Here is a 19,816-nt window from a genome sequence, read left to right as displayed (position 1 = left end):
TTAAAACGCTTACAAGTTTATTTTATGAACTTTATTCAAAATATTCAATGGTAAAAATTTAGAGAAAAACATCCTTTTTTTGCTCTTTATTAAAATAAAGAATAAAACGCTTACAAAGACAAATGTTTTTATAATTCTTTTATATATCTTCCCTCACACTTACCATATCCACATTTAGGTAATAAATTGCTTATAAAATAATCAGCAAAAGTAATTTCTTTCATACATGTTATCTATCAATTAGTCAGAGTCATTTGACTTATCTATAAAATAGTAAAAATTACAGAGCAGGTTTTTACCATTATTAACACATTAAATCTACCTTCACCATCACAATAAAAAAAGACCGCACAATTAATCAATAATCTCGATTAATTATGCGGCTACTTCTGGGGCTAAGATACTCTTGTTCCGCCTTTTACTTGCAGCTGATTATAAACACACCTTTTACCGGTTTGTGTTCATGCAGCTTCCATTTATACAAAGCTCTTCAAACGCAGGATCCTTTACATTTTCCATCAATAATGATGTTGCAACATGCTGGAAATTAGAATGACGAATCGTTAGGTTTGTGACGGGAGAACGTTCATAGGCTCGAATCCATAAGCCGTATTTGCCTCCGTTGCTTTGCAAATTCTTATGAAGACTTTTTTACATAGAACTTATGCAGGGGTAATAAGGCGAACGGCTGTCTTTAATGCTATAATTAATTTCGTATGCGAAATATCACTGTTAGCATTTAAATCATACATAGCCGCTGCACCTTATTTTCGTATCATTTAAAATAAAGGAATTTTAAAGAGAAAAGTGAATAGTATAAACATGCACTTTATTTACTATCTCTTTTTAATTTTCATATATTCATTGCTTTTAAAGGAGAGGATATCATGCCAGGAGCAACAAGCATGGTCGTAATCGGGATTACTGCCTTAATTGTATTTGGACCGAGTAAATTGCCGGACATAGGACGAGCATTTGGACATTCCCTGCGAGAATTTAAAAATGCAGCGGAAGGAATTATACAGGATGACGACAAAAAAACTCCAGAGGATACCACTGAAGATAAAGAGGAAAAATCCTAATTTTTATGTAAATAAAAGTTATACAGACTAAAAAGCCCACTTTTCACGTGCAGTGGGTTTCTTTTTTAATGTATGATAGTAAAAAATAGTAAAGAAAGAGGGTAACTTTTTGTTTAAATCGAAACTGCATTTTTGGACATTAGAACTATTAATGATTGCTTTACTGATTTACATTTGTAAACATATTTCGTTTGTTTTTCTACCAATCGGTGTGTTTATCTCCACTTTGTTTTTCCCTATTCTCGTAGCTGGTTTTCTTTTCTTTTTATTCGAACCAATTGTGTCATTTCTCACAAGAAAAAAAGTGCCAAAAACACTGGCCATTTTACTATTATACGTTGTTTTTATCGGCGTAATTGCTTCTATTGTGGGCGGTGTGGGACCTACTTTATCTAAGCAATTAACTGATTTGGCTAAAAATATTCCGTCTTACATTGTAGAAACGAGAGAGTACATAAATGATTTATCTAACTCAAGATGGTTTAACTGGCTCGTTGAACAAAAATATGTGTCGCTCGATCATATTGAAGAGTCACTTTTAAACTACGCGTCTACTTTACCTACGAATCTCACAAACAGTATTTCATCTGTTTTAAGCGTCGTAACGAATATTACACTTACGGTTGTAACCGTTCCTTTCATTCTTTTTTATATGCTTAAAGACAGCCATAAACTTCGTAAAAACACGCTGCGTATGGTTCCTGCTTCTTACCGAAAAGAAACGTTACGTACAATGAAAGAAACAACAAATACGCTAGCTACTTATATTCAAGGCCAAATGCTCGTTTGTTTGTTTGTGGGTATTAGTACATTCATTGGTTACCTCATCATAGGGTTACCCTATGCATTGATACTCGCACTAATAGGAGCCCTTACTAATATTATCCCGTACGTCGGCCCTTTCATTGGCGTAGCACCTGCTTTAATCGTAGGTTTATTATACTCTCCTACAAAAGCGATATTAGTAATTATCGTCGTCGTAATCGTTCAACAGCTAGATGGGAACATTATTTCTCCGCTGGTAATTGGAAAGAAATTAAACACTCATCCTTTAACGATTATTATTTTATTGCTTGTTGCGGGTAATATTGCAGGAATACTCGGAATGATCTTAGCGATTCCAGCTTATGCTGTAACAAAAACAATTGTGATAAATATTGTAAGAATGATTCAATTCAGAAACAAATCTGTCAAATTGTAAAATGTCGAGGCTATCCAATAGAAGCTGGTAAAAAAGCATCTTAGTTGAAGTTAAATCCGAACTATTAATCTGATTAATGGTTCGGATTTTTTGTTGTCATATTGAACATAGGGTTCGTGCAGCTGCTTCTAGCTGTTGATTGGAGGGCAAGGTGAAGACTTCTGCGTGAAAAGCGGAAGTCTTACACGAAACTCAACAGCGGTGTCACAAGCGGTTCAGCTCCTTTATCTCATTTGTTCGTCTTTAGATTGGGGTAATTTCGTTATGTCCTAATGTCTTTTATCTTCCCATGGGTTCAGCACTGACACACCATCAGGTGATTTCCATCCGGATCTTTAAATGTAAACCAATGATTGTGTTGAATTCCTGTCGTTAGCTCTACTTTTTTCTGCTTCATATATTCATAAGCTTCTTTGATATCGTTTGTATTCAAATGAAAAGCTGGCGTTTTAAAAAGCGTATTTTTTGAATAAGTTTTGCTATCTAATACAATTCCTGTTCCATTCATAGGTATCACATATAAATGATCATATAAAATGTCTCCATCTGCTATCAAACCTAGTATGTCACAATACCAATCTCGTGCTTTTTTTATGTCCTTTACAGGAATAAAAACCGTGCCTACTTCATTTAATATAGGGTTCATTTATGACCTCCGGTATAGGTTTAGTAGTTTTACAACGTATTCTCTTTTAATCGCTAATATCCTTTTATTTTGAGATACTTTCTATCAGTCCATTAAACTCGGTAGCAGAATTAGCGGTCTTGCAGACACGTTTATCCTCCATACATAAGCTACACGGCAAATATATATGCTTCATGACCAAATGTAGATTACTAAAAAAGAAAATGAGAAAATCTCCCCCTTCCTCTGCTTTGCACGTGTATAATGAAAAATAGACTATAGATAGTAGCCTTTTTTTGTTTGTAGCATCGAACTTTCGTGCATTACAATAGATTTAAAGCCACTATCCAGCTAAGGATTAAAATGACTAACTTAAGGTTAAGGAGGTTAGATGTGTATGGATTATTCATCTTTACTCATACGCGAAGTCATTGATAGAGTATCTAAATTACGCCTCTTATCTGTTTATAATGAAAGTATAAAAGGTGATTTAGAAAGCACCATCCTCCCTCTTTATCAGCAGCACTTTGAAAATAAAGATGTAAACGAAGCGTTGAGGATTTTAAAAAAGGACTTTCTCAATCGTACGAAACGCAGATGGTTAGATGCTGCTATACGCGACTATGAGCAAAAAAAGCCTAAGAAAAATAAAGAGCTGATTGGCGAATACAAAGCGCTAACAGCTTATTATAAAACGAATGGAAAAGAACTCTTTTGCAAACAGTTTGAAAACGTATCATCTCCGGAAGAAGTCATTGATAAACGAATTGGTATCCTACGTGAATGGAGTCAAGAAGATAGCTTCTTCTTAACGGATTATCCTTATATTCATCAAAAAACCAAGACCCAGCGAGAAAAAGCAATCCATACGGATATATCTATTATTATTGGGCTTACTATACTGGACCCAAGCTTCCAAAACGGAAATCATAGTATTATTGAGAGCCCTTTTTCAACTGTAGAGAATCCTTTTTTCTCTAACTCAAGAGCAAAGCTTCTCGTCGAGCAACCCCTATTAGAGAAAGAAGGAAAAGAATATTTCTTAAGTACTTATAACTCTGAAGACGGGACAGATTACGAATTGTTAATAGAAAAAGAATACGCTGAAGAAAATGGAAATAAAATTAGTGATTTAGATCGGTTTGATTATAAAGTGTTTTTAGAGATCATGAGCCAACGCGACGAATTGTTCGCTACACAAAAAATTATTAACGTAAAAATTGGTGACCTTGTGAAAGCACTTTATAAAACAGACAGTAAGCGCAACTATCAGATGATAGAAGAAAGAATTACAAAAATGAAGCACTATAGCATGACAAAAGTACAGCATAATAAGAAAATTGCCTACGGTATTTTTGACTTTGTGGATATTACTACCATGCCCAACGGAACGCGAATTGCTGAAATTCACGTCAATGAAGTGATATATAGAGACTATATTCAACGCCAAACGGTGCGTATTTATAAAAATAAAGTAGAAAAATTAAGTTTAGACGCCGCTTATCATTTGCTATTCGTTATGCAAAAAGAGCGTCTCATTTGCTATGAAACAAAATCTTCATACAATGTCACAAGAGATTATTTATATTTTTCGACAAGAGTCCGCTTTCGAAAAAGACGAAAAAAAGAAAACCTTGTCGAAATTGAAACAGCCTTAGATGAGCTAGTCGAACAAAAACTAGCTGTCCAATCCTATAAAAGAGTGGGCCAAGTGTTTCAGATTACCTTTATTCCTGTGGGAGAAAGTGAAGTAAAAGACTTACTAGCTGGTGATTACGAATATGCTCCCCTTTCTATTTATCAAAACGTAACAAGTTCTATAGGCTAAAAAAAAGAATGCTCTTATGATCTTTATAAGAGCATTCTTTTTATCTCCCTACCATTAGTTACTGCATTTTTTGCTCCACATTTCCGTGCAAAAGTGTTTTTTTGCTCCAATTCTCCATATAAACATACTATTTCCCCTGCTGATATAGTTATTAAACTTCATCTTTCTTATCATTTTATGAACTTTTTGTGTCTAAAAAAGTATTTATAATTGTTTTTTGCTCCAGATCCCCGTGCGAATGTGCCGTTTTTCTTTCTATACTGCATTTACTATAAGTTTGGCTCCAATCTTCCGTGCAAATATGCCACTTTTACATAATTTTTCTTGAGACAGCGACTTTCCCCCTCCGTTTTCTGCATTTTTGGCTCCAAATCTCCGTGCAAAAGTGTTTTTTGCTCCAGATTCCCGTGCAAATATGCCACTTTTTTAAAAAAGCGCGATTTTTTCTGCAAATGTTCATTTATTCTTTGTAAAAATGTGAACTTTCTGTGTCTAAAAAAGGGCATTTTTTTGTTTTATGTCCCTATTTTCCGTGTAAATGTGTCACTTTGTCGCCCGAATCTTTATTTTTATCATTTTTGCTCCTATTCTCCGTGCAAATATGTCATTTTTACATCAAAATTTTTTTTGAATTTGTCACATTACGTGTATTTCATCCGTCATAATACGACATTTGTCTTAAGAATGCTGTTTTATCAACGTTTATGAAATATAACACTATTTTTGCTCCACATCTCCGTGCAAATATGTCACCTTTTAAATGGATGTCTCGTCCCTTGGTATCACTAGTCTTTTAAAAAAATGCACCATTTCCCCGTGCAAATATGTCATTTTACAGCCTATATGACTGTGTCTATACTGTAAAAGACGACGTATATAGTTTTGGAAAGGAGGTCACTACATGAGTATACAAAAGCTGTCACTAAAACGGCACACCCTTGTAGCAAATAAACTGCTGATTGTCATGAGCGGCTTAAATAGAAACACGAAACGAGACAACAGCTATTACTATGAAAAACATTCATTTGGTCTAGCGAAAAACTTTGTAGACATAAAGTGGACGGGTTCTCTGATGAAGCAAATTTTAGCTTACGTAGCCAAATGTAACAGCCAAGGTCATATTTCAATTATTTCTGAGCAAGAACTGGCTAATACAATCCAATGTTCCGTTCGGACCGTTCAAAATAATAATAAGCTTTTAGAAGACTACGACATCATTCGCTGGGATCGTTTATGGGGAGACTATATTCAAGTTTCTTTAAACAACTATTTAGAGGATTTTTTAGATTTACATATAAAAGAAGCTGCTGATGTTCAAAACATATCATATAATCCTGAAATGCTTGATGAAGATAACAATACATATACTTCAAAAGGCGGTTATACTTCTGTTTCGATGGAAGTGATTTATCAATTGCTGGCTATTAAAAATATTAACATGCTGCGCCTGGCTTTACGTGCTTTGTATGTATACGAATCTGATGTAAACGTAAAGAAAGATTCAGAAGCCCTTTTATCTTACACCGAGGTAAAACACATTCTTCCAAAATACATTGGCTATAAAGCTGCTATTAAAGAAATGGCTAGTAAATTGAATAAAATTTTCCGTATCGATGTGCTAGAAAAAGATGATTGTGTCAAAACATTATTAGAAGAAAAGCAGCCAAGAAAATCAATTATTGAAAAAATCAAGGATGGTTTTATTTTAAGCTTCAATTTAACTGGTGCTCATGATAGTAAAAAACAAAAAGAAATCGAAAAAATCCGTGGAGAGCATGCATTTACTCAGTTTAAGAATTTCTTTAAATCTTTTGGCCATTATTCCATTAAAAAAGAAGATATTCATTCCATTGTGCATGAGTTCGGTTTAGATATAATCGAAAAATCATTAACGTCCGTTCAGCGTTACTTACAACAAACTTACATAGAAGAAAGTATGGATGCATTTCGCCCTCTTGTGCATGAAATGGAGTCAAACTTCTTTACGTATATCCGCAAAATTGCCAACGGGTATTATCAGGCAAAAATTAACGCTCTATAATACTCTTTTTTGTTATGCCTTTTTTTACTCACCTCTACTTTATTTCCCTCCTATTCTTTCTTTCTCTTTAACTTACTAAAATATATTTGTCTATTAACTATAATAAATCCCTTTAAATGATAATGATTTTCATTCCCATGAAAAAAATCAACTAAATGAACAAAAAATACAATAAATAAACGTTATTTTCCGATCGATTGCGTAGAAAATATGGCTGTTATAAAAAAATCCTATATTTTTTCGTGAAAATTCTTGTAGTAAACTGCAGTTTTTTTGATTGCTTTATTCCCTTTAACCTCAGTCAGCAGAAGGCTTTTACCCATATAAGTTTTAGCAATGTTTATAATTTCTTTAATTTCTTTTTAATGTCTTATAAATGTCTAGTAATTTCTATAAAATAATGAGCAGCAAATAAATAATATTTTTTATACACGGAGACATTAAGCTCCTATACAAATTGTAATCATAAGTTGGGTTAGTTTAATGACTATCAAATATAAAGGCAAATTATTTAATTAGTTGGAGTTTAAATGCTTTCTATCTACCGCTTCCGGTGGTGTTTCCATCCAGCCGTTTTCCATCATAATATCCGCTGCATCTTTTACAAATAAAGCACGGAAAATAAAAAAGAGCTGTTTTATACGTCGTATTTCTCACGTATAAAACAGCTCCGCCTGTTATTCACTTATTTTCATGAAGCCCTATTGTCTGCATATTATTCACCGCGTTCAATTACTAGTTAGCTGGACTTCTTTCTTATCTTCATTTTCTTCTATTTCCGCTTCTTTTATATTCACAAAAGGTTGATCAGCAACGGTCACAAGCTCGCCGCCGCAAGCATGGCGAACAACGGTTACTAGCTCTGGAAAAGCGGGGAATTTGCCGTATAACGTTTTTAAAGGAAGTGCACCTTTACATATCTTACTGTTATGTGGTTCATACCCTTTGAGCGTATCAAGCAATAATTGTTCGCCCCTTTCAGTCAATTTGATGTAGGTGTTTCTTTTATCATTTTCTCTTTTGGACAAGTGCAGATACCCTTGATTTTCTAATTTTTTCGAAAAATTAAACGCTGTAGAGATATGCATAGCTCCTAAATTAGCTAACTCTGACATAGAGATTTCTCCCGTGTTACTAGCTAAACATAAAATATGATGCTCATTTACGTTTAGTCCATAAGGTTTCACCCATTGCTCCCAGTCATCTTCCGCAGCTCTCCAGATGGCTTTACTTACCTGCATTAATTTGAATCCAAACAATGATGCATCTTTTATTGTGTATTCACTTTCTTGTTCTTGTTTCGACATACTATCATTCCTTATTTGTAGGCTGTTGTAAGTTAGTTTATTTTTAAAACGCGTAAAAACATTTTTATTTCATCTAATTTATCAGTATACCTACAAAATCAGACGAAAAAATACACGTACAGTTTAATTTATCAGCTTTATTCCACAAAATTTCTACAATTCTGAAGAAGTGTCTACCAACTAAAAAGAGGTACTTACTTTATTTTCATTAAAAAAAGTAATACGTGTCTTTTTACTTACTAATAGATGATGCGGATTCCAAGTGAGCAAATGCTTGTTCTAAGTCTGCAATTAAATCTTCCGTATCTTCAATTCCTACAGATATGCGAACCAGTCCTTCGGATATTCCAAGAGCTTTACGTTCTTCAAGCGTACATTCTACGTGGCTAGTCGTTCTTGCTGGTCCATAAATTGTTTCAACCGCTCCTAAATTGCCGGCTTTATTTGCATACGTTAACTCTGGCAGCAAAATTTTAATAGCTTCCATTTCTCCTTTTAAAACAAAGCTTAATATTCCGCCAAAGCCTTTCATTTGTTTTTTGGCAATATGATGATGAGGGTGTGTTTCCAATCCAGGATAATAGACGGCTTCAACCGCTTCTTTCTTTTGAAGAAATTTAGCAATTTCCAAAGCGCTTTGCTCTTGTTGACGTATACGTAATTTTAACGTTTTCATTCCTCTTAAAATAAGATACGCTGACATGGGATCCATGGTCGCGCCATTGATCTCACGGTAGTGATACACATGCTTCATTAATTCTTTAGAGCCGCATACTGTCCCTCCTAAGGCATCCGCATGTCCGCTTAAAAATTTTGTTGCGCTGTGAATGACAAGATCTACCCCTAATTGAAGAGGATTTTGATTAATGGGTGTTGCAAACGTATTATCAATAATGACGACTGCCCCTGCAGATTTTCCTGCTTTTGCTATTCTTTCAATATCAATAATTTTCATCGTAGGATTTGTAGGTGACTCTAAATATAGCACTTTACACCCTTTATTTACTTCCGCTTCAATTTCTTCATGATTTCCCGTATTGCATAAGGTTACATCAACTCCGATGTTAGGAAGGAACTCAGTGAAGATTTTATTTGTTCCTCCATATGTATCTTTTACCGATACGACGCGGTCTCCAGGTTTTAAAAACGTGTATAATGTGCTGCTAATAGCCGCCATGCCGGAGGAAAATGCGACCGCTTCTTCTGCTTCTTCAAGTATCCTTACTTTTTCTTCAAAAGCTTTAACTGTAGGATTACTCATGCGATTATACGTATAGCCTGGTTTGTTTCCTAAAGCAACTTCTTGCCATTCGTCTACATCATCATAATTGTAAGCTACGCTGAAGACGACGGGAACTTGAGTGGCATTGTAAGCAAGGGATTCTTTTTCTCCTGCCCATACCGCTTTTGTTCCGTCTTGTACATTTTTAAACTGTTTGTCTGTCATTCACTCATCACCTCTGATTTTATTAATTAGATAATGATTAGATTATATATTGTATACAATATACTGTATATAGTACAGAATAATCTGATAATAAAATAACCATACTTACCTTATTCAATTTAAAGAGGTTAAGACATAACGAAATGAATCCAATCTAAAGACGAACAAATAGGATAGATGATAGATGAGCTGAACCGCTTATGACACGGCAGTTGATTTCCGTGCAAGACTTCGCTTTACGCGGGCGCTGAGCCACCTCGTCGCATACGCTCCTGTAGGGTCTCATTTGTTCCGCTTTTCCCGCAGGAGTCCTTGTCTTGCCCTCCAATCAACTGCTAGAAAGACCTAAACAAACCGAACATATGTTCATGTTAACAAAAAAACGAACCAATAATCAAAAATTTTGATCAATGGTTCGTTTTTTACTTCGTCTAAAATATTTTTGTCCCAGCCTCTTTTTTTATTCAGCTTTCACCAAAATTTTCACCTGTTCTTTTTCTTTTAACAATGTCTCAAAACCTTCTTCAATTACATTCTCTAGCTTGATACGTTTTGTCACCAGTTTATCAGCAGAAAAATAGCCTTTTGCCATTAAACTAATAACCGCTGGAAATACATCGCGGTAGCCAATAATACCTGTTACTGTACGCTCTTGTAAAACGATTGTTTGGGGATGAATGGACGCTTCTTTTTCAAATATGCTAACAATCATTGTCTCCCCGCCACTTTTGGTAGAATTAATAGCTTGAGTTAAAACTAAGGGAACACTTGTCACTTCATAGGAAACGTCTACACCTCCGCCTGTGCGCTTATGTACTTCTGCTACGGGGTCGTATTCTTGCGGGTTAATGGCAATCGCCCCAAGTTCTTCAGCTTTCTGTCTGCGCTGTTCCGATAGTTCGATCGCATAAATTTCAGATGCACCCGAGGCTTTTAACGCTTCAATAACTAGCAAACCGATTGGCCCCGTCCCAAATACGGCGGCTTTATCTCCTACCTTTAGTTTGCTTTGACGCACAGCATGAAGAGCCACAGCTGAAGGCTCTACGAGAGCTCCTTGCTCGTAAGACACCGCTTCCGGTATTTTATGAATCATTTCTACCGGTATGGAGGCATACTCAGAAAAACCTCCGCCACCTCCGGCAAGACCATAAAACCCCATTTTATTACAAAGATTATACTTTCCTTGTTTACAGTTTTCACACTCTCCGCATGCATAGATAGGTTCTACCACTACTCTGTCTCCGACTTTTACATTCGTAATACCTTCTCCAATTTCTACAACTTGTCCAGAAAATTCATGCCCCAGTACCACCGGCGCTTTATCTTTGCTTAATGGATGGAGTTCTTCTGTAGGAATAAAAATGGGTCCTGCCGTGTACTCATGCAAATCACTTCCGCAAATTCCACACCATTCTACTTTAATTTTCACTTTTCCTTGAGAGACAGTAGGTTCTGCAATATGTTCTAACCTTACATCTTTAACGCCATGCCATCTTAATGCTTTCATTCTACTCAGCTCCTATCCTTATTTAAAAATTTAAAACAGCTACGAACTCTCAGCTTACAAATTGAATTTTTTTAATCTGTTATAAAATGTACTTCTTGGTATATCTAACAGCTTAGCGGCAAGTGACACATTTCCCTGTGTTTTACGTAAAGCATCCATCATTAAGTCTTTTTGAACTTTTTCACGAAATGTGAGTACGGGGAGGGACGTAAAATCATTGTCTTCTATTTCTTGTGAAGTATCAGAGTTAGAGATGTTCTTTTGGCCACCAAGATTTAAAGAACTCAAATAATTCAATATCTTCTCTTTTTCTGCTTCTGTTTTAAGCGAGATCTTCAAGCGTTCAAGTACATTAAATAATTCTCGAATATTGCCGGGCCACTGATAATCTATTAATTTATCTACTAATTCCTTGGGGAAATTCATATTCCAAGCATTCTTTTGACAAAAGTAGCGCATCAGATGTGGAATATCTTCTTTCCTTTCTCGCAAAGGCGGAACATGCACGGGATACACGTGGAGCCGGTAATATAAATCTTCTCGAAACTTCCCTTCACTGACAAGTTGACGAAGATCTCGATGAGTAGCGGTAATAATCCGGATGTCTACCGGAATTTCCTGATTACTTCCAACAGGCGTTACCTTGCGCTCTTGCAATACTCTTAACAAAGAAACTTGCATAGAATGAGGAAGTTCACCTATTTCATCAAGAAAAATCGTACCGTGATTAGCCAGCTCAAACTTTCCTTGATATCCTTGACGCCGTGCTCCTGTAAATGCTCCATCCACATAGCCAAATAATTCACTTTCCATAAGTTCTTTCGGAATAGCACCACAATTAAGAGCAATAAAAGGCCCGTTTTTACGCGAGCTGTTTTCATGAATTGTTTGAGCTATTACTTCTTTTCCGGTACCTGTTTCCCCTAAAATATAGACAGTTGTATCCGTAGGAGCCGCATGCTTTATTTCTTCTAGTGTTTGCTGAAAGGAACGGCTTATGCCTGCTTCTCCTTTAAAAGAAAATGATTGAGCAGGGATCTGTGTAGTTGTTTGGTTGTGGTGCGCTTCTTCTGATAAATAAATAATCTTTCCAATAGAATGACCGTGTCTTTTTGAGGTTACAGGCACTTCCATCACTATACGAAATCCCTGTTGTACAATCGTATTTAACTGCAGACCTGACCATTTTGGTATACATTCTCGCACGGTTTTGCTTGCTCCCACAATCACTTCTTTGTAATTGCAAAGCAACAAGAGCTGTTTGCTATCAACAAAATTCATAGAAGCGTGAACCAACTCAATTTCGTCTTTGTGCATTCGAATGCTTAACTCCCGCTCAATTGTATACGCAATGGACGTAACCATCCCAAGTGTATAAGGGTGAGCTCTGTTTACAGGACAAGAAATATTAATAATCCCAATTAAATTTCCGTCGTCATTTCGAACAGGCGCTGCCGAACAGCTCCATTGATGCGAAGCAATCGAATAATGTTCTGTACCCGTTATCATAATAGGCTCTTCCGTTTGCAGAGCCGTACCGATTGCATTTGTGCCTACTTCTTTTTCTGTCCAACAGGCACCTTCCACAAAATTAATTTTCCTTGCTTCATTCAGTGTAAGTCTATTTCCTGTAATAGATAAAATATAGCCTTCTGGGTCAATTAATAAAGCAACCATTCCTAAGTCCGCCGCTGATTGTCTGATTCTTTCTAAGTGTGGCAAAGCCGTCTCAAGAAATAAAGAGTTCATTTGTTTTCGAGAATGAAAGTCTTCATTTCTTAAAATCGATCTGCCTTTATCTAGGTAAGGATTAACATCTGCGCTTTTACAACGATGCCATGACTTTACAATAATGTCGTTTAATCTTGAAGATTCAAGTGCTCCTTCGTTTACAAAACGTTTCCATGTGTTTAAAGAAAGTGTGGATTCCATTTCTGACCTCTCCCCTATAAACTTAATTGAATATAGTAAATCAAGGCTTGTTACCATTATTATAAATCACAAAGAAAACGTTATCATTACCAAATGATAGATTTTTAAACTCACGTTATGTAAAAATTAATAAAGAAACTAGACGAGGATGCAGGAAAACTACTATACCGCTTCCGTGATTCCTTCATCCTCTAGTTATCTTTTTGAATCATTCATTTTTACTTTTCATCCTCAAAGAGTTTAATAACTTGGGCACCTGCGTAATCAGGAGTGAACGGCCTGACCCGCCGACTGCAAAAGAGCTTCGTGAATGGCTTCAGATAATGTAGGGTGGGCAGCGATAAAGTCTTCCATTATATCTGTGGTCAGCTCTCCGTGCATCATAATGGTTCCTTGTCCAATTAATTCTGTAGCATATGAACCTACAATGGAAAGCCCAATAATTTCATTAAACTGCGGTTCTACGATTACTTTCACTTTTCCAACGGACTCATTTGCAATCATTGCTTTACCATTTGCCGTAAACGAGAATTCTCCGACGCGAATATCGCCGTATTCGCTTCGAGCCTGCTTTTCTGTCATACCGACACTTGCAATCTCAGGGTGAGTATAAATGCAGCGGGGTACAGCTCGATAATTTACGCTCTTATCTTTTCCGCATGCGTGCAAAGCAGCAACTGTGCCTTCATGAAAGGCGACATGAGCAAGCTGAATTCCGCCAACTACATCTCCACAAGCATAGATATTAGGTATATTCGTTTGCATATGCTCATTAACATCAATTCCTTGTTTTGAAAAATGTACGCCAACCTGTTCTAAACCCAAACCTAGCACTCTAGGTTTTCTTCCAATTGAAATTAATGCATACTCAGCCTGCAGTTCATGCAGCTCTTCTTTGTGTTTAAATAGAGCTGTTTTATCTTTTGGCTGCATTTCTGTTAACGAAGAGGATGTATAAATTGCCACGCCTTTTTTCTCTAATTCTTCCTGTAACGTAAATGCGATGTCGGCATCTTCACCAGGAAGCAGCTGATCTGCCGCTTCCACAATCGTTACTTTTGTTCCCATTTGGCTGTAAATGCTTGCAAATTCACATCCAATTACACCCCCTCCTACTATTAAAAGAGATGAAGGGATAGCAGGCAGCGACATTGCTTGTTTACTGTGAATGATCCACTTTCCATCAAAAGGAGCAAATGGCAGGCTAGCAGGTTCTGAACCCGCAGCAATAATAAACTGTTCAGCCTCTATCTCTTCTACGTGATTTTCGTTTCGCACGGCTAGACAATGATTTGTCAAAAAAGAAGCTTCTCCTTTTATGACTTTAATACTGTTCTTTTTCATCAAATAGCTGATTCCCTTGACCAAGTTTTTAACAATGGTTGTTTTATGATGCTGAACGCCATCCCAGTTAATTTTCACTTGTTCTAAAGGAAGATTGATGCCGAATTGCTCAGCTTGCTTGATTTTCTCGTAGGCTTCCGCGCTTGCTAATAATGACTTTGTTGGCATGCAGCCCTCATTTAAACAGGTGCCACCTAAATCTTTTTGTTCGATTAACGTAACTTGTTTTCCTTGCCGGGCGGCAGTGATTGCCGCCACATATCCTGCAGGACCGCCGCCAATGACAACTAAAGGTTTCACGGAATGCACCAACTTTCTATAAGAGTAGTAAAATAGGTTGCTCTAAGTATTGTTTAATAGTTCCAAGGAAATTAGCTGCAGGTGCCCCGTCCAGTACGCGATGATCAAACGTCAGGCTTAAAGGCAGCACGTTTCTTCTTTGTAAATTGTCTCCTTTATACATCGGTACATCTTCAGTAGCTCCAACACCAAGGATTCCTGTTTCAGGCGGATTTAATACAGGTGTAAAATACTCTACTCCGTAAGCACCCAGATTAGTAATAGTGAATGTTGAACCTTGCATCCTATCAGTGCTCAGTTGACCTTGCCGAGCATCTGCTGCTCGTGTTTTGATCTCTGCAGCTAATTCAACTAACGACATCTTTTCAGCATGTTGCACAACAGGGACTACTAACCCATTCTCTAAGGCTACGGCCATTCCAAGATGAACATGGTTATAGAGATGAATTTCGTTATCTATATAAGCACTGTTCATTTGTTTATGTTCTTGAAGTGAAAGAACAACAGCGCGAGCAATAAAATCAGTTAGAGATATCTTCACCTTATGGCGTTGTTGGATCAAATCTTTGATTTCCCGTTGCAGAGACAGCAAATCCGTCACGTCAGCTTTCATATTAATCGTTAATTGGGCACTGTTTAATAAACTATTATGCATTCGACTTGCAATGACTTTTCTCATGCCCGCTACTGGAAGCGTTTCTTTTTTTATAGCTTTATCTATTTCTGCTGGTGGACGACTCGCTTCTGAAGCTCTTTCCGCCAGCACTTTCTCTACATCTGCTTTGGTGATTCTTCCTTTTGGTCCTGTGCCTTTAATCGTTTCAACATTAAGGTTTTCAGATTCTGCTATTTTCCGTGCAATTGGTGAAATAAGCACCGTTTCTTTGCTCTTCTTTGATGAAGCTGCGTTTGCTGGCGGCTCTTCTAAAGAAATAGTGGCAGCTACTTCGTTTTTGGGAGCCTGGAGCTCATTTGCTGAACTGTTTTGCTCAGTAAGCTGCTCGTTTGGCTTTCCAACATAACAGATAATCGTTCCAGGAGGCACCCCTACATCTTCTTGCACAAGAATATCAAGAATCACACCGTCCTGCGGAGCTTCAATTTCCATTTCTATTTTTTCAGAATTAATGCTTGCAATCATATCTCCTTTTGAAACGGAGTCTCCAACTTTTTTATTCCATGTCGAAACGGTTCCTTCTTTCATTGCCATACCTAGTTTCGGCATTACAACCTCTGCAGCCATTTGCTTCCTCCCCCTTTCTCTTTACTTACACGCTTAAAAGCGATTTATCTCCTAGTAACTCCGATACAACTTCAATTACTTTTTGCGGTGTTGGCAGATAAATATCTTCTAATGGAGGTGAAAATGGCACAGGTGTATGTGGCGCTGTAATTCGTTTAATAGGTGCATCAAGCATGTCAAATCCTTTATCAGCAACTAGCGCAGCAATGTCTGTTGCTATGCTGCATCTTGGGTTGGCTTCGTCAATAACAATTAATCGATTCGTTTTTTCTACAGAAGAAAGAATCGTCTCTTCGTCAAAAGGGGATAGACTTCGCGGATCGACTACTTCTACGTCAATTCCTTTGTGAGATAATTGATCTGCTGCTGTAAGTGCAGTATTTACTTGTTTGCCAATCGCTACAATAGTTAAATCCGTTCCTTCGCGTTTCACGTCCGCTTTTCCTAATGGAATCGTATAGTAGCCTTCAGGAACCTCACCTTTCATGTTGTACAATGTTTTGTCTTCAAAAAAGATAACCGGATCATTGTCTTCAATTGCTGCTAATAATAAACCTTTTGCATCGTAAGGATTAGAAGGGACCACTACTTTAATGCCAGGAATGCTAGTGAACAAAGCGTACAAGCTCTGAGAATGCTGAGCTGCAGCTCTAAATCCAGCTCCATGAGTCGTTCGAATTGTAACAGGCACTTCTGCTTTTCCTCCGAACATGTATCTAAATTTTGCGCCTTGATTCAGCACTTGATCTAAGCAGCATCCAATAAAATCATTAAACATTAATTCTGCAACCGGTCTTAACCCCGTAGCTGCCGCTCCCATTGCAGCTCCTATATAAGCTGCTTCTGAAATAGGCGTATCAAGAATTCGTTCACGTCCAAATTCTTGCACAAGCCCCTTTGTCACCCCAAGGACCCCGCCCCACGCCTCATCATCTTGCAGGTGGTCAATTTCCGCTCCGCCAGCTACATCTTCTCCCAGCAGAATCACATTCTCATCTTTTCGCATCGCTAGTTTCATTGCTTCATTGATAGCTTCAGACATGCTTAATTTTCTAGTCATCTTCTTTTCCCCCTTTAATTAGTAAGATACATAAACATCTGTTAATAGTTCGGAAGCATCAGGATAATCGCTTGTTTCTGCTAGCTCAACCGCGCGTTTTACTGCTTTTTCTACATCACCTTCAATATCTCTGAGCTCTTTTTCTGTTACTACTTGTTCTGAAAGCAAATAGTTTTCAAAAAGAGCAATAGCATCTTTTTCTTGGAGATGTTCTTTCTTTTCACTGCCTGATTTATACGTTTGTGCGTCTCCTTCGAAATGCCCGTAATTTCGATACGTTACACATTCAATTAACGTTGGGCCTTCCCCTCTGCGAGCTCGTTGAATAGCTTCTGCAGCTGCTTCATAAACAGCCATCACGTCTTTTCCATCCACTCGTACGCCTGGAATGTTGTAAGCTGCGGCACGGTCTGCAATCGTGCTGCAGCTTGAAGCATAAGAAAATGGAGTTGCCTCTCCGTAGCCATTATTCTCAGCAACAAAAACAACAGGCAGTTTCCAAATGGCTGCTAAGTTAATTCCTTCATGAAACGTCCCTTCATTGCCCGCTCCGTCTCCAAAAAAGCAAACGCTTACATCTTTTGTCTTTTTATACTTAGCAGTTAAAGCAGAACCGCATGCAAGCGGAAATCCTCCTCCTACAATTCCATTTGCTCCTAAAATTCCTTTATCTAAATCCGCGATATGCATAGATCCGCCTTTTCCTTTGCCTAACCCGGTTACCTTCCCAAATAGTTCAGCCATCATCCCATCCAAATCGCCGCCTTTAGCAATACAATGACCGTGTCCACGATGAGTGCTCGTAATACTGTCATTGTCATTAAGGTGAGCGCACATTCCAACCGCTATCGCTTCTTCACCTGCATACAGATGAACAAAACCAGGCAGTACACCTTTTGCAAAAATTTGATGTACTTCATCTTCAAACTTTCGAATTTCTACCATTTTCTGATACATCCAGCTGGCTTTTTCTTTCGTAAGCTTTTCTGTTTTATTTTGAGCAGTTTTCATTATGGTAAGCCTCCTCATTTGATTATCAAACTTCACTTAATTACTCTTGCAAGTACCGTGCCAACATGAAAACCGCTTTATCTTAGCAATCCATTGTTTTATTTGCTCTCACAAAGTTAGACAAAATTGGACACTGTTCCAACTTTGTCTAACTTTGTCCCATCTTAGAGGAATCAATTATGTAAACTGAATTTAAGGTGCATAATAAGCGTGTGGGTTGAAAATCACATGAATAATTAGCAAGAAAGCTTTTATGTAAATATGATATAATGCTGAAGGAATCGTCTTCATTTTGAAGAACACCAAAGCTTTTAAAGGAGGTTGGTTAAAGGAAAGCGGATTTTATAGAAGTTTCACCATAAAGTTGGATGTAAATTAAACGATGAAAGATGAGGTGAAAACCTGGAAAACATCCAAAGTTTGCGTCATCTACACTTCGCGACGTCTAGATGACATATCGCCAGGTTACAGTTATGCACAATGCAATTCAACACATTACAAGTTTCCATGTATACGCAGCCATTATTATATTTATCATTACATATTTTCTGATTATGACTGAAAAGATCAATCGCGCTTCAGCAGCTCTTTTAGGTGCTATATTAATGATTTTGTTAGGCATTGTCGATTTTAATAACGCTATTACCGAACACATTCAGTGGGAAACAATTGTCCTTCTTATGGGTATGATGATTTTAGTCGGCATCACAAATAAAACAGGCGTGTTTCAATACGCAGCCATCAAGTCTGCTAAAATTGCTAAAGGTGATCCGGTTCGAATTCTAGTTATTTTATCGATTTTAACAGGCGTCGGATCAGCTTTTTTAGACAATGTGACAACCGTGTTATTAATTGTTCCCGTTACATTTTCGATTACTACTATCTTAAACATTAATCCTTTTCCGTTTCTTATATCAGAAGTGCTGTTTTCAAATATTGGAGGAACGGCAACTTTAATAGGCGACCCGCCTAATATCATGATTGGGGCAGCGAACCCTCACCTTGATTTTAATGCTTTTTTATTAAATTTAACTCCTGCAGTGCTGATTATCGGTGTTGTTACACTGGGGATTCTTGTTCTTATCTATCGTAAAAAGTTAAAAGTAGAAGATAGTAAAAAGCAAGAGCTAATGAGTTTAAATGAAAAAGATTATATTCAAGATTCTGTTTTAATGAAAAAATCGTTAACTGTATTAGTATTAACGATTCTAGGTTTTACCCTGCATTCTGTTTTGCACATTGATGCGGCTATGGTAGCCATTACGGGTGCTGCTGTACTACTGGTAATTGGATTAAGAACTCATGATGAAGTAGAAAGCGCATTTGATTCTGTTGAATGGACAACGATTATTTTCTTTGCAGGTTTGTTTGTTCTTGTCGGAGGCTTAATTGATGTAGGCATTATTAAAAAGCTGGCTGCTGGCGCGTTAAACGTTACAGACGGCAATATCGCACTGTCAGCTTATCTGATTTTGTGGATTAGCGGAATTGCTTCAGCTGTTATTGATAACATTCCTTTTGTTGCTACAATGATTCCACTTATTCAAGATATGGCTCATGGAATGGGAATGAGCCCTGATTCTGCTCAAATCAATGTACTATGGTGGTCATTGGCTCTAGGAGCATGTTTGGGAGGAAACGGTACGTTAATTGGAGCATCTGCCAACGTCATTGTAGCTGGCATGGCTGTAAAAAAAGGACATAAATTTTCGTTTATGGATTTTTTGAAAATTGGAGCTCCAATTATGCTTGTATCTCTTTTGATTTCAACGTTATATATCTTTCTTCGCTACCTTTTATTCTTGTAAGAAAAGAGCAATTAAAATTTACATGAACAGTAAAAAGACTTCTCAGCTGAGAAGTCTTTTTTGCTCTAGATATATGC

Annotated in this window: 14 protein-coding genes; 5 read left to right on the top strand and 9 right to left on the bottom strand. The window is 37.2% G+C overall.

From position 1 onward, the window contains the following. Positions 1–887 precede the first annotated feature (887 nt). Positions 888–1,082 (top strand): twin-arginine translocase TatA/TatE family subunit, encoded by a 195-nt coding sequence (locus tag BG04_RS20910; protein ID WP_013082787.1) that lies wholly within the window; start codon positions 888–890, stop codon positions 1,080–1,082. Positions 1,083–1,191: 109 nt separating this feature from the next. After that, complete coding sequence (locus tag BG04_RS20905) at positions 1,192–2,283, top strand: AI-2E family transporter (protein WP_016763781.1); 1,092 nt, start codon at positions 1,192–1,194, stop codon at positions 2,281–2,283. A gap of 295 nt (positions 2,284–2,578) precedes the next feature. Here BG04_RS20905 and BG04_RS20900 read toward each other — a convergent pair whose 3' ends face one another. Next, the gene (locus BG04_RS20900) at positions 2,579–2,929 is read right to left on the bottom strand and encodes a VOC family protein (protein ID WP_013056601.1); all 351 of its coding nucleotides are present in this window, start codon (positions 2,927–2,929) and stop codon (positions 2,579–2,581) included. Positions 2,930–3,305: 376 nt separating this feature from the next. On the opposite strand from BG04_RS20900, the gene BG04_RS20895 reads away from it, so the two are divergent. Together BG04_RS20895 and BG04_RS20890 are read left to right on the top strand one after the other, a co-directional pair. Then, the gene (locus BG04_RS20895) at positions 3,306–4,736 is read left to right on the top strand and encodes a hypothetical protein (RefSeq protein ID WP_013082784.1); all 1,431 of its coding nucleotides are present in this window, start codon (positions 3,306–3,308) and stop codon (positions 4,734–4,736) included. Between the two features lie 901 nt (positions 4,737–5,637). Next, on the top strand, positions 5,638–6,777 hold the full coding sequence (locus tag BG04_RS20890; RefSeq protein WP_034652815.1) for a hypothetical protein: 1,140 nt from the start codon (positions 5,638–5,640) through the stop codon (positions 6,775–6,777). A 728-nt stretch (positions 6,778–7,505) separates the two neighbouring features. Here BG04_RS20890 and BG04_RS20885 read toward each other — a convergent pair. From BG04_RS20885 to BG04_RS20850, 8 genes are all read right to left on the bottom strand, one after another. Further along, entirely contained in the window at positions 7,506–8,084 is a 579-nt protein-coding gene (locus BG04_RS20885; RefSeq protein WP_034652817.1) for an HTH-type transcriptional regulator Hpr, read from the bottom strand. Positions 8,085–8,316: 232 nt separating this feature from the next. Beyond that, positions 8,317–9,531 (bottom strand): cystathionine gamma-synthase family protein, encoded by a 1,215-nt coding sequence (locus BG04_RS20880; RefSeq protein WP_034652818.1) that lies wholly within the window; start codon positions 9,529–9,531, stop codon positions 8,317–8,319. Between the two features lie 460 nt (positions 9,532–9,991). Then, the gene (locus BG04_RS20875; RefSeq protein ID WP_034652819.1) at positions 9,992–11,041 is read right to left on the bottom strand and encodes a 2,3-butanediol dehydrogenase; all 1,050 of its coding nucleotides are present in this window, start codon (positions 11,039–11,041) and stop codon (positions 9,992–9,994) included. Positions 11,042–11,095: 54 nt separating this feature from the next. Beyond that, a complete protein-coding gene (locus BG04_RS20870; RefSeq protein ID WP_016763772.1) occupies positions 11,096–12,973 on the bottom strand; it encodes a sigma-54-dependent Fis family transcriptional regulator in 1,878 nt (625 codons plus the stop codon). 264 nt (positions 12,974–13,237) lie between these two features. Then, on the bottom strand, positions 13,238–14,617 hold the full coding sequence (gene lpdA / locus BG04_RS20865) for a dihydrolipoyl dehydrogenase (protein ID WP_034652821.1): 1,380 nt from the start codon (positions 14,615–14,617) through the stop codon (positions 13,238–13,240). Positions 14,618–14,633: 16 nt separating this feature from the next. Then, positions 14,634–15,860 (bottom strand): dihydrolipoamide acetyltransferase family protein, encoded by a 1,227-nt coding sequence (locus BG04_RS20860; protein ID WP_034652822.1) that lies wholly within the window; start codon positions 15,858–15,860, stop codon positions 14,634–14,636. Positions 15,861–15,885: 25 nt separating this feature from the next. Beyond that, positions 15,886–16,920, bottom strand: a complete 1,035-nt coding sequence (locus BG04_RS20855; RefSeq protein ID WP_013082775.1) for an alpha-ketoacid dehydrogenase subunit beta — start codon at positions 16,918–16,920, stop codon at positions 15,886–15,888. A gap of 18 nt (positions 16,921–16,938) precedes the next feature. Then, positions 16,939–17,931, bottom strand: coding sequence for a thiamine pyrophosphate-dependent dehydrogenase E1 component subunit alpha (locus BG04_RS20850; protein ID WP_034652824.1), 993 nt, complete (start codon positions 17,929–17,931; stop codon positions 16,939–16,941). Between the two features lie 473 nt (positions 17,932–18,404). Between BG04_RS20850 and BG04_RS20845 the strand changes: the two genes are divergently transcribed. Continuing rightward, positions 18,405–19,739, top strand: a complete 1,335-nt coding sequence (locus BG04_RS20845) for an ArsB/NhaD family transporter (RefSeq protein WP_013082773.1) — start codon at positions 18,405–18,407, stop codon at positions 19,737–19,739. The last annotated feature ends 77 nt before the right edge of the window (positions 19,740–19,816 follow it).

Origin of the sequence: Priestia megaterium NBRC 15308 = ATCC 14581 (genome assembly GCF_000832985.1) — a bacterium.
Taxonomy (GTDB): Bacteria; Bacillota; Bacilli; order Bacillales; family Bacillaceae_H; genus Priestia; species Priestia megaterium.
The sequence above is the reverse complement of the archived record's forward strand: the minus strand, read 5'-3'. Positions and strand labels throughout refer to the sequence as shown.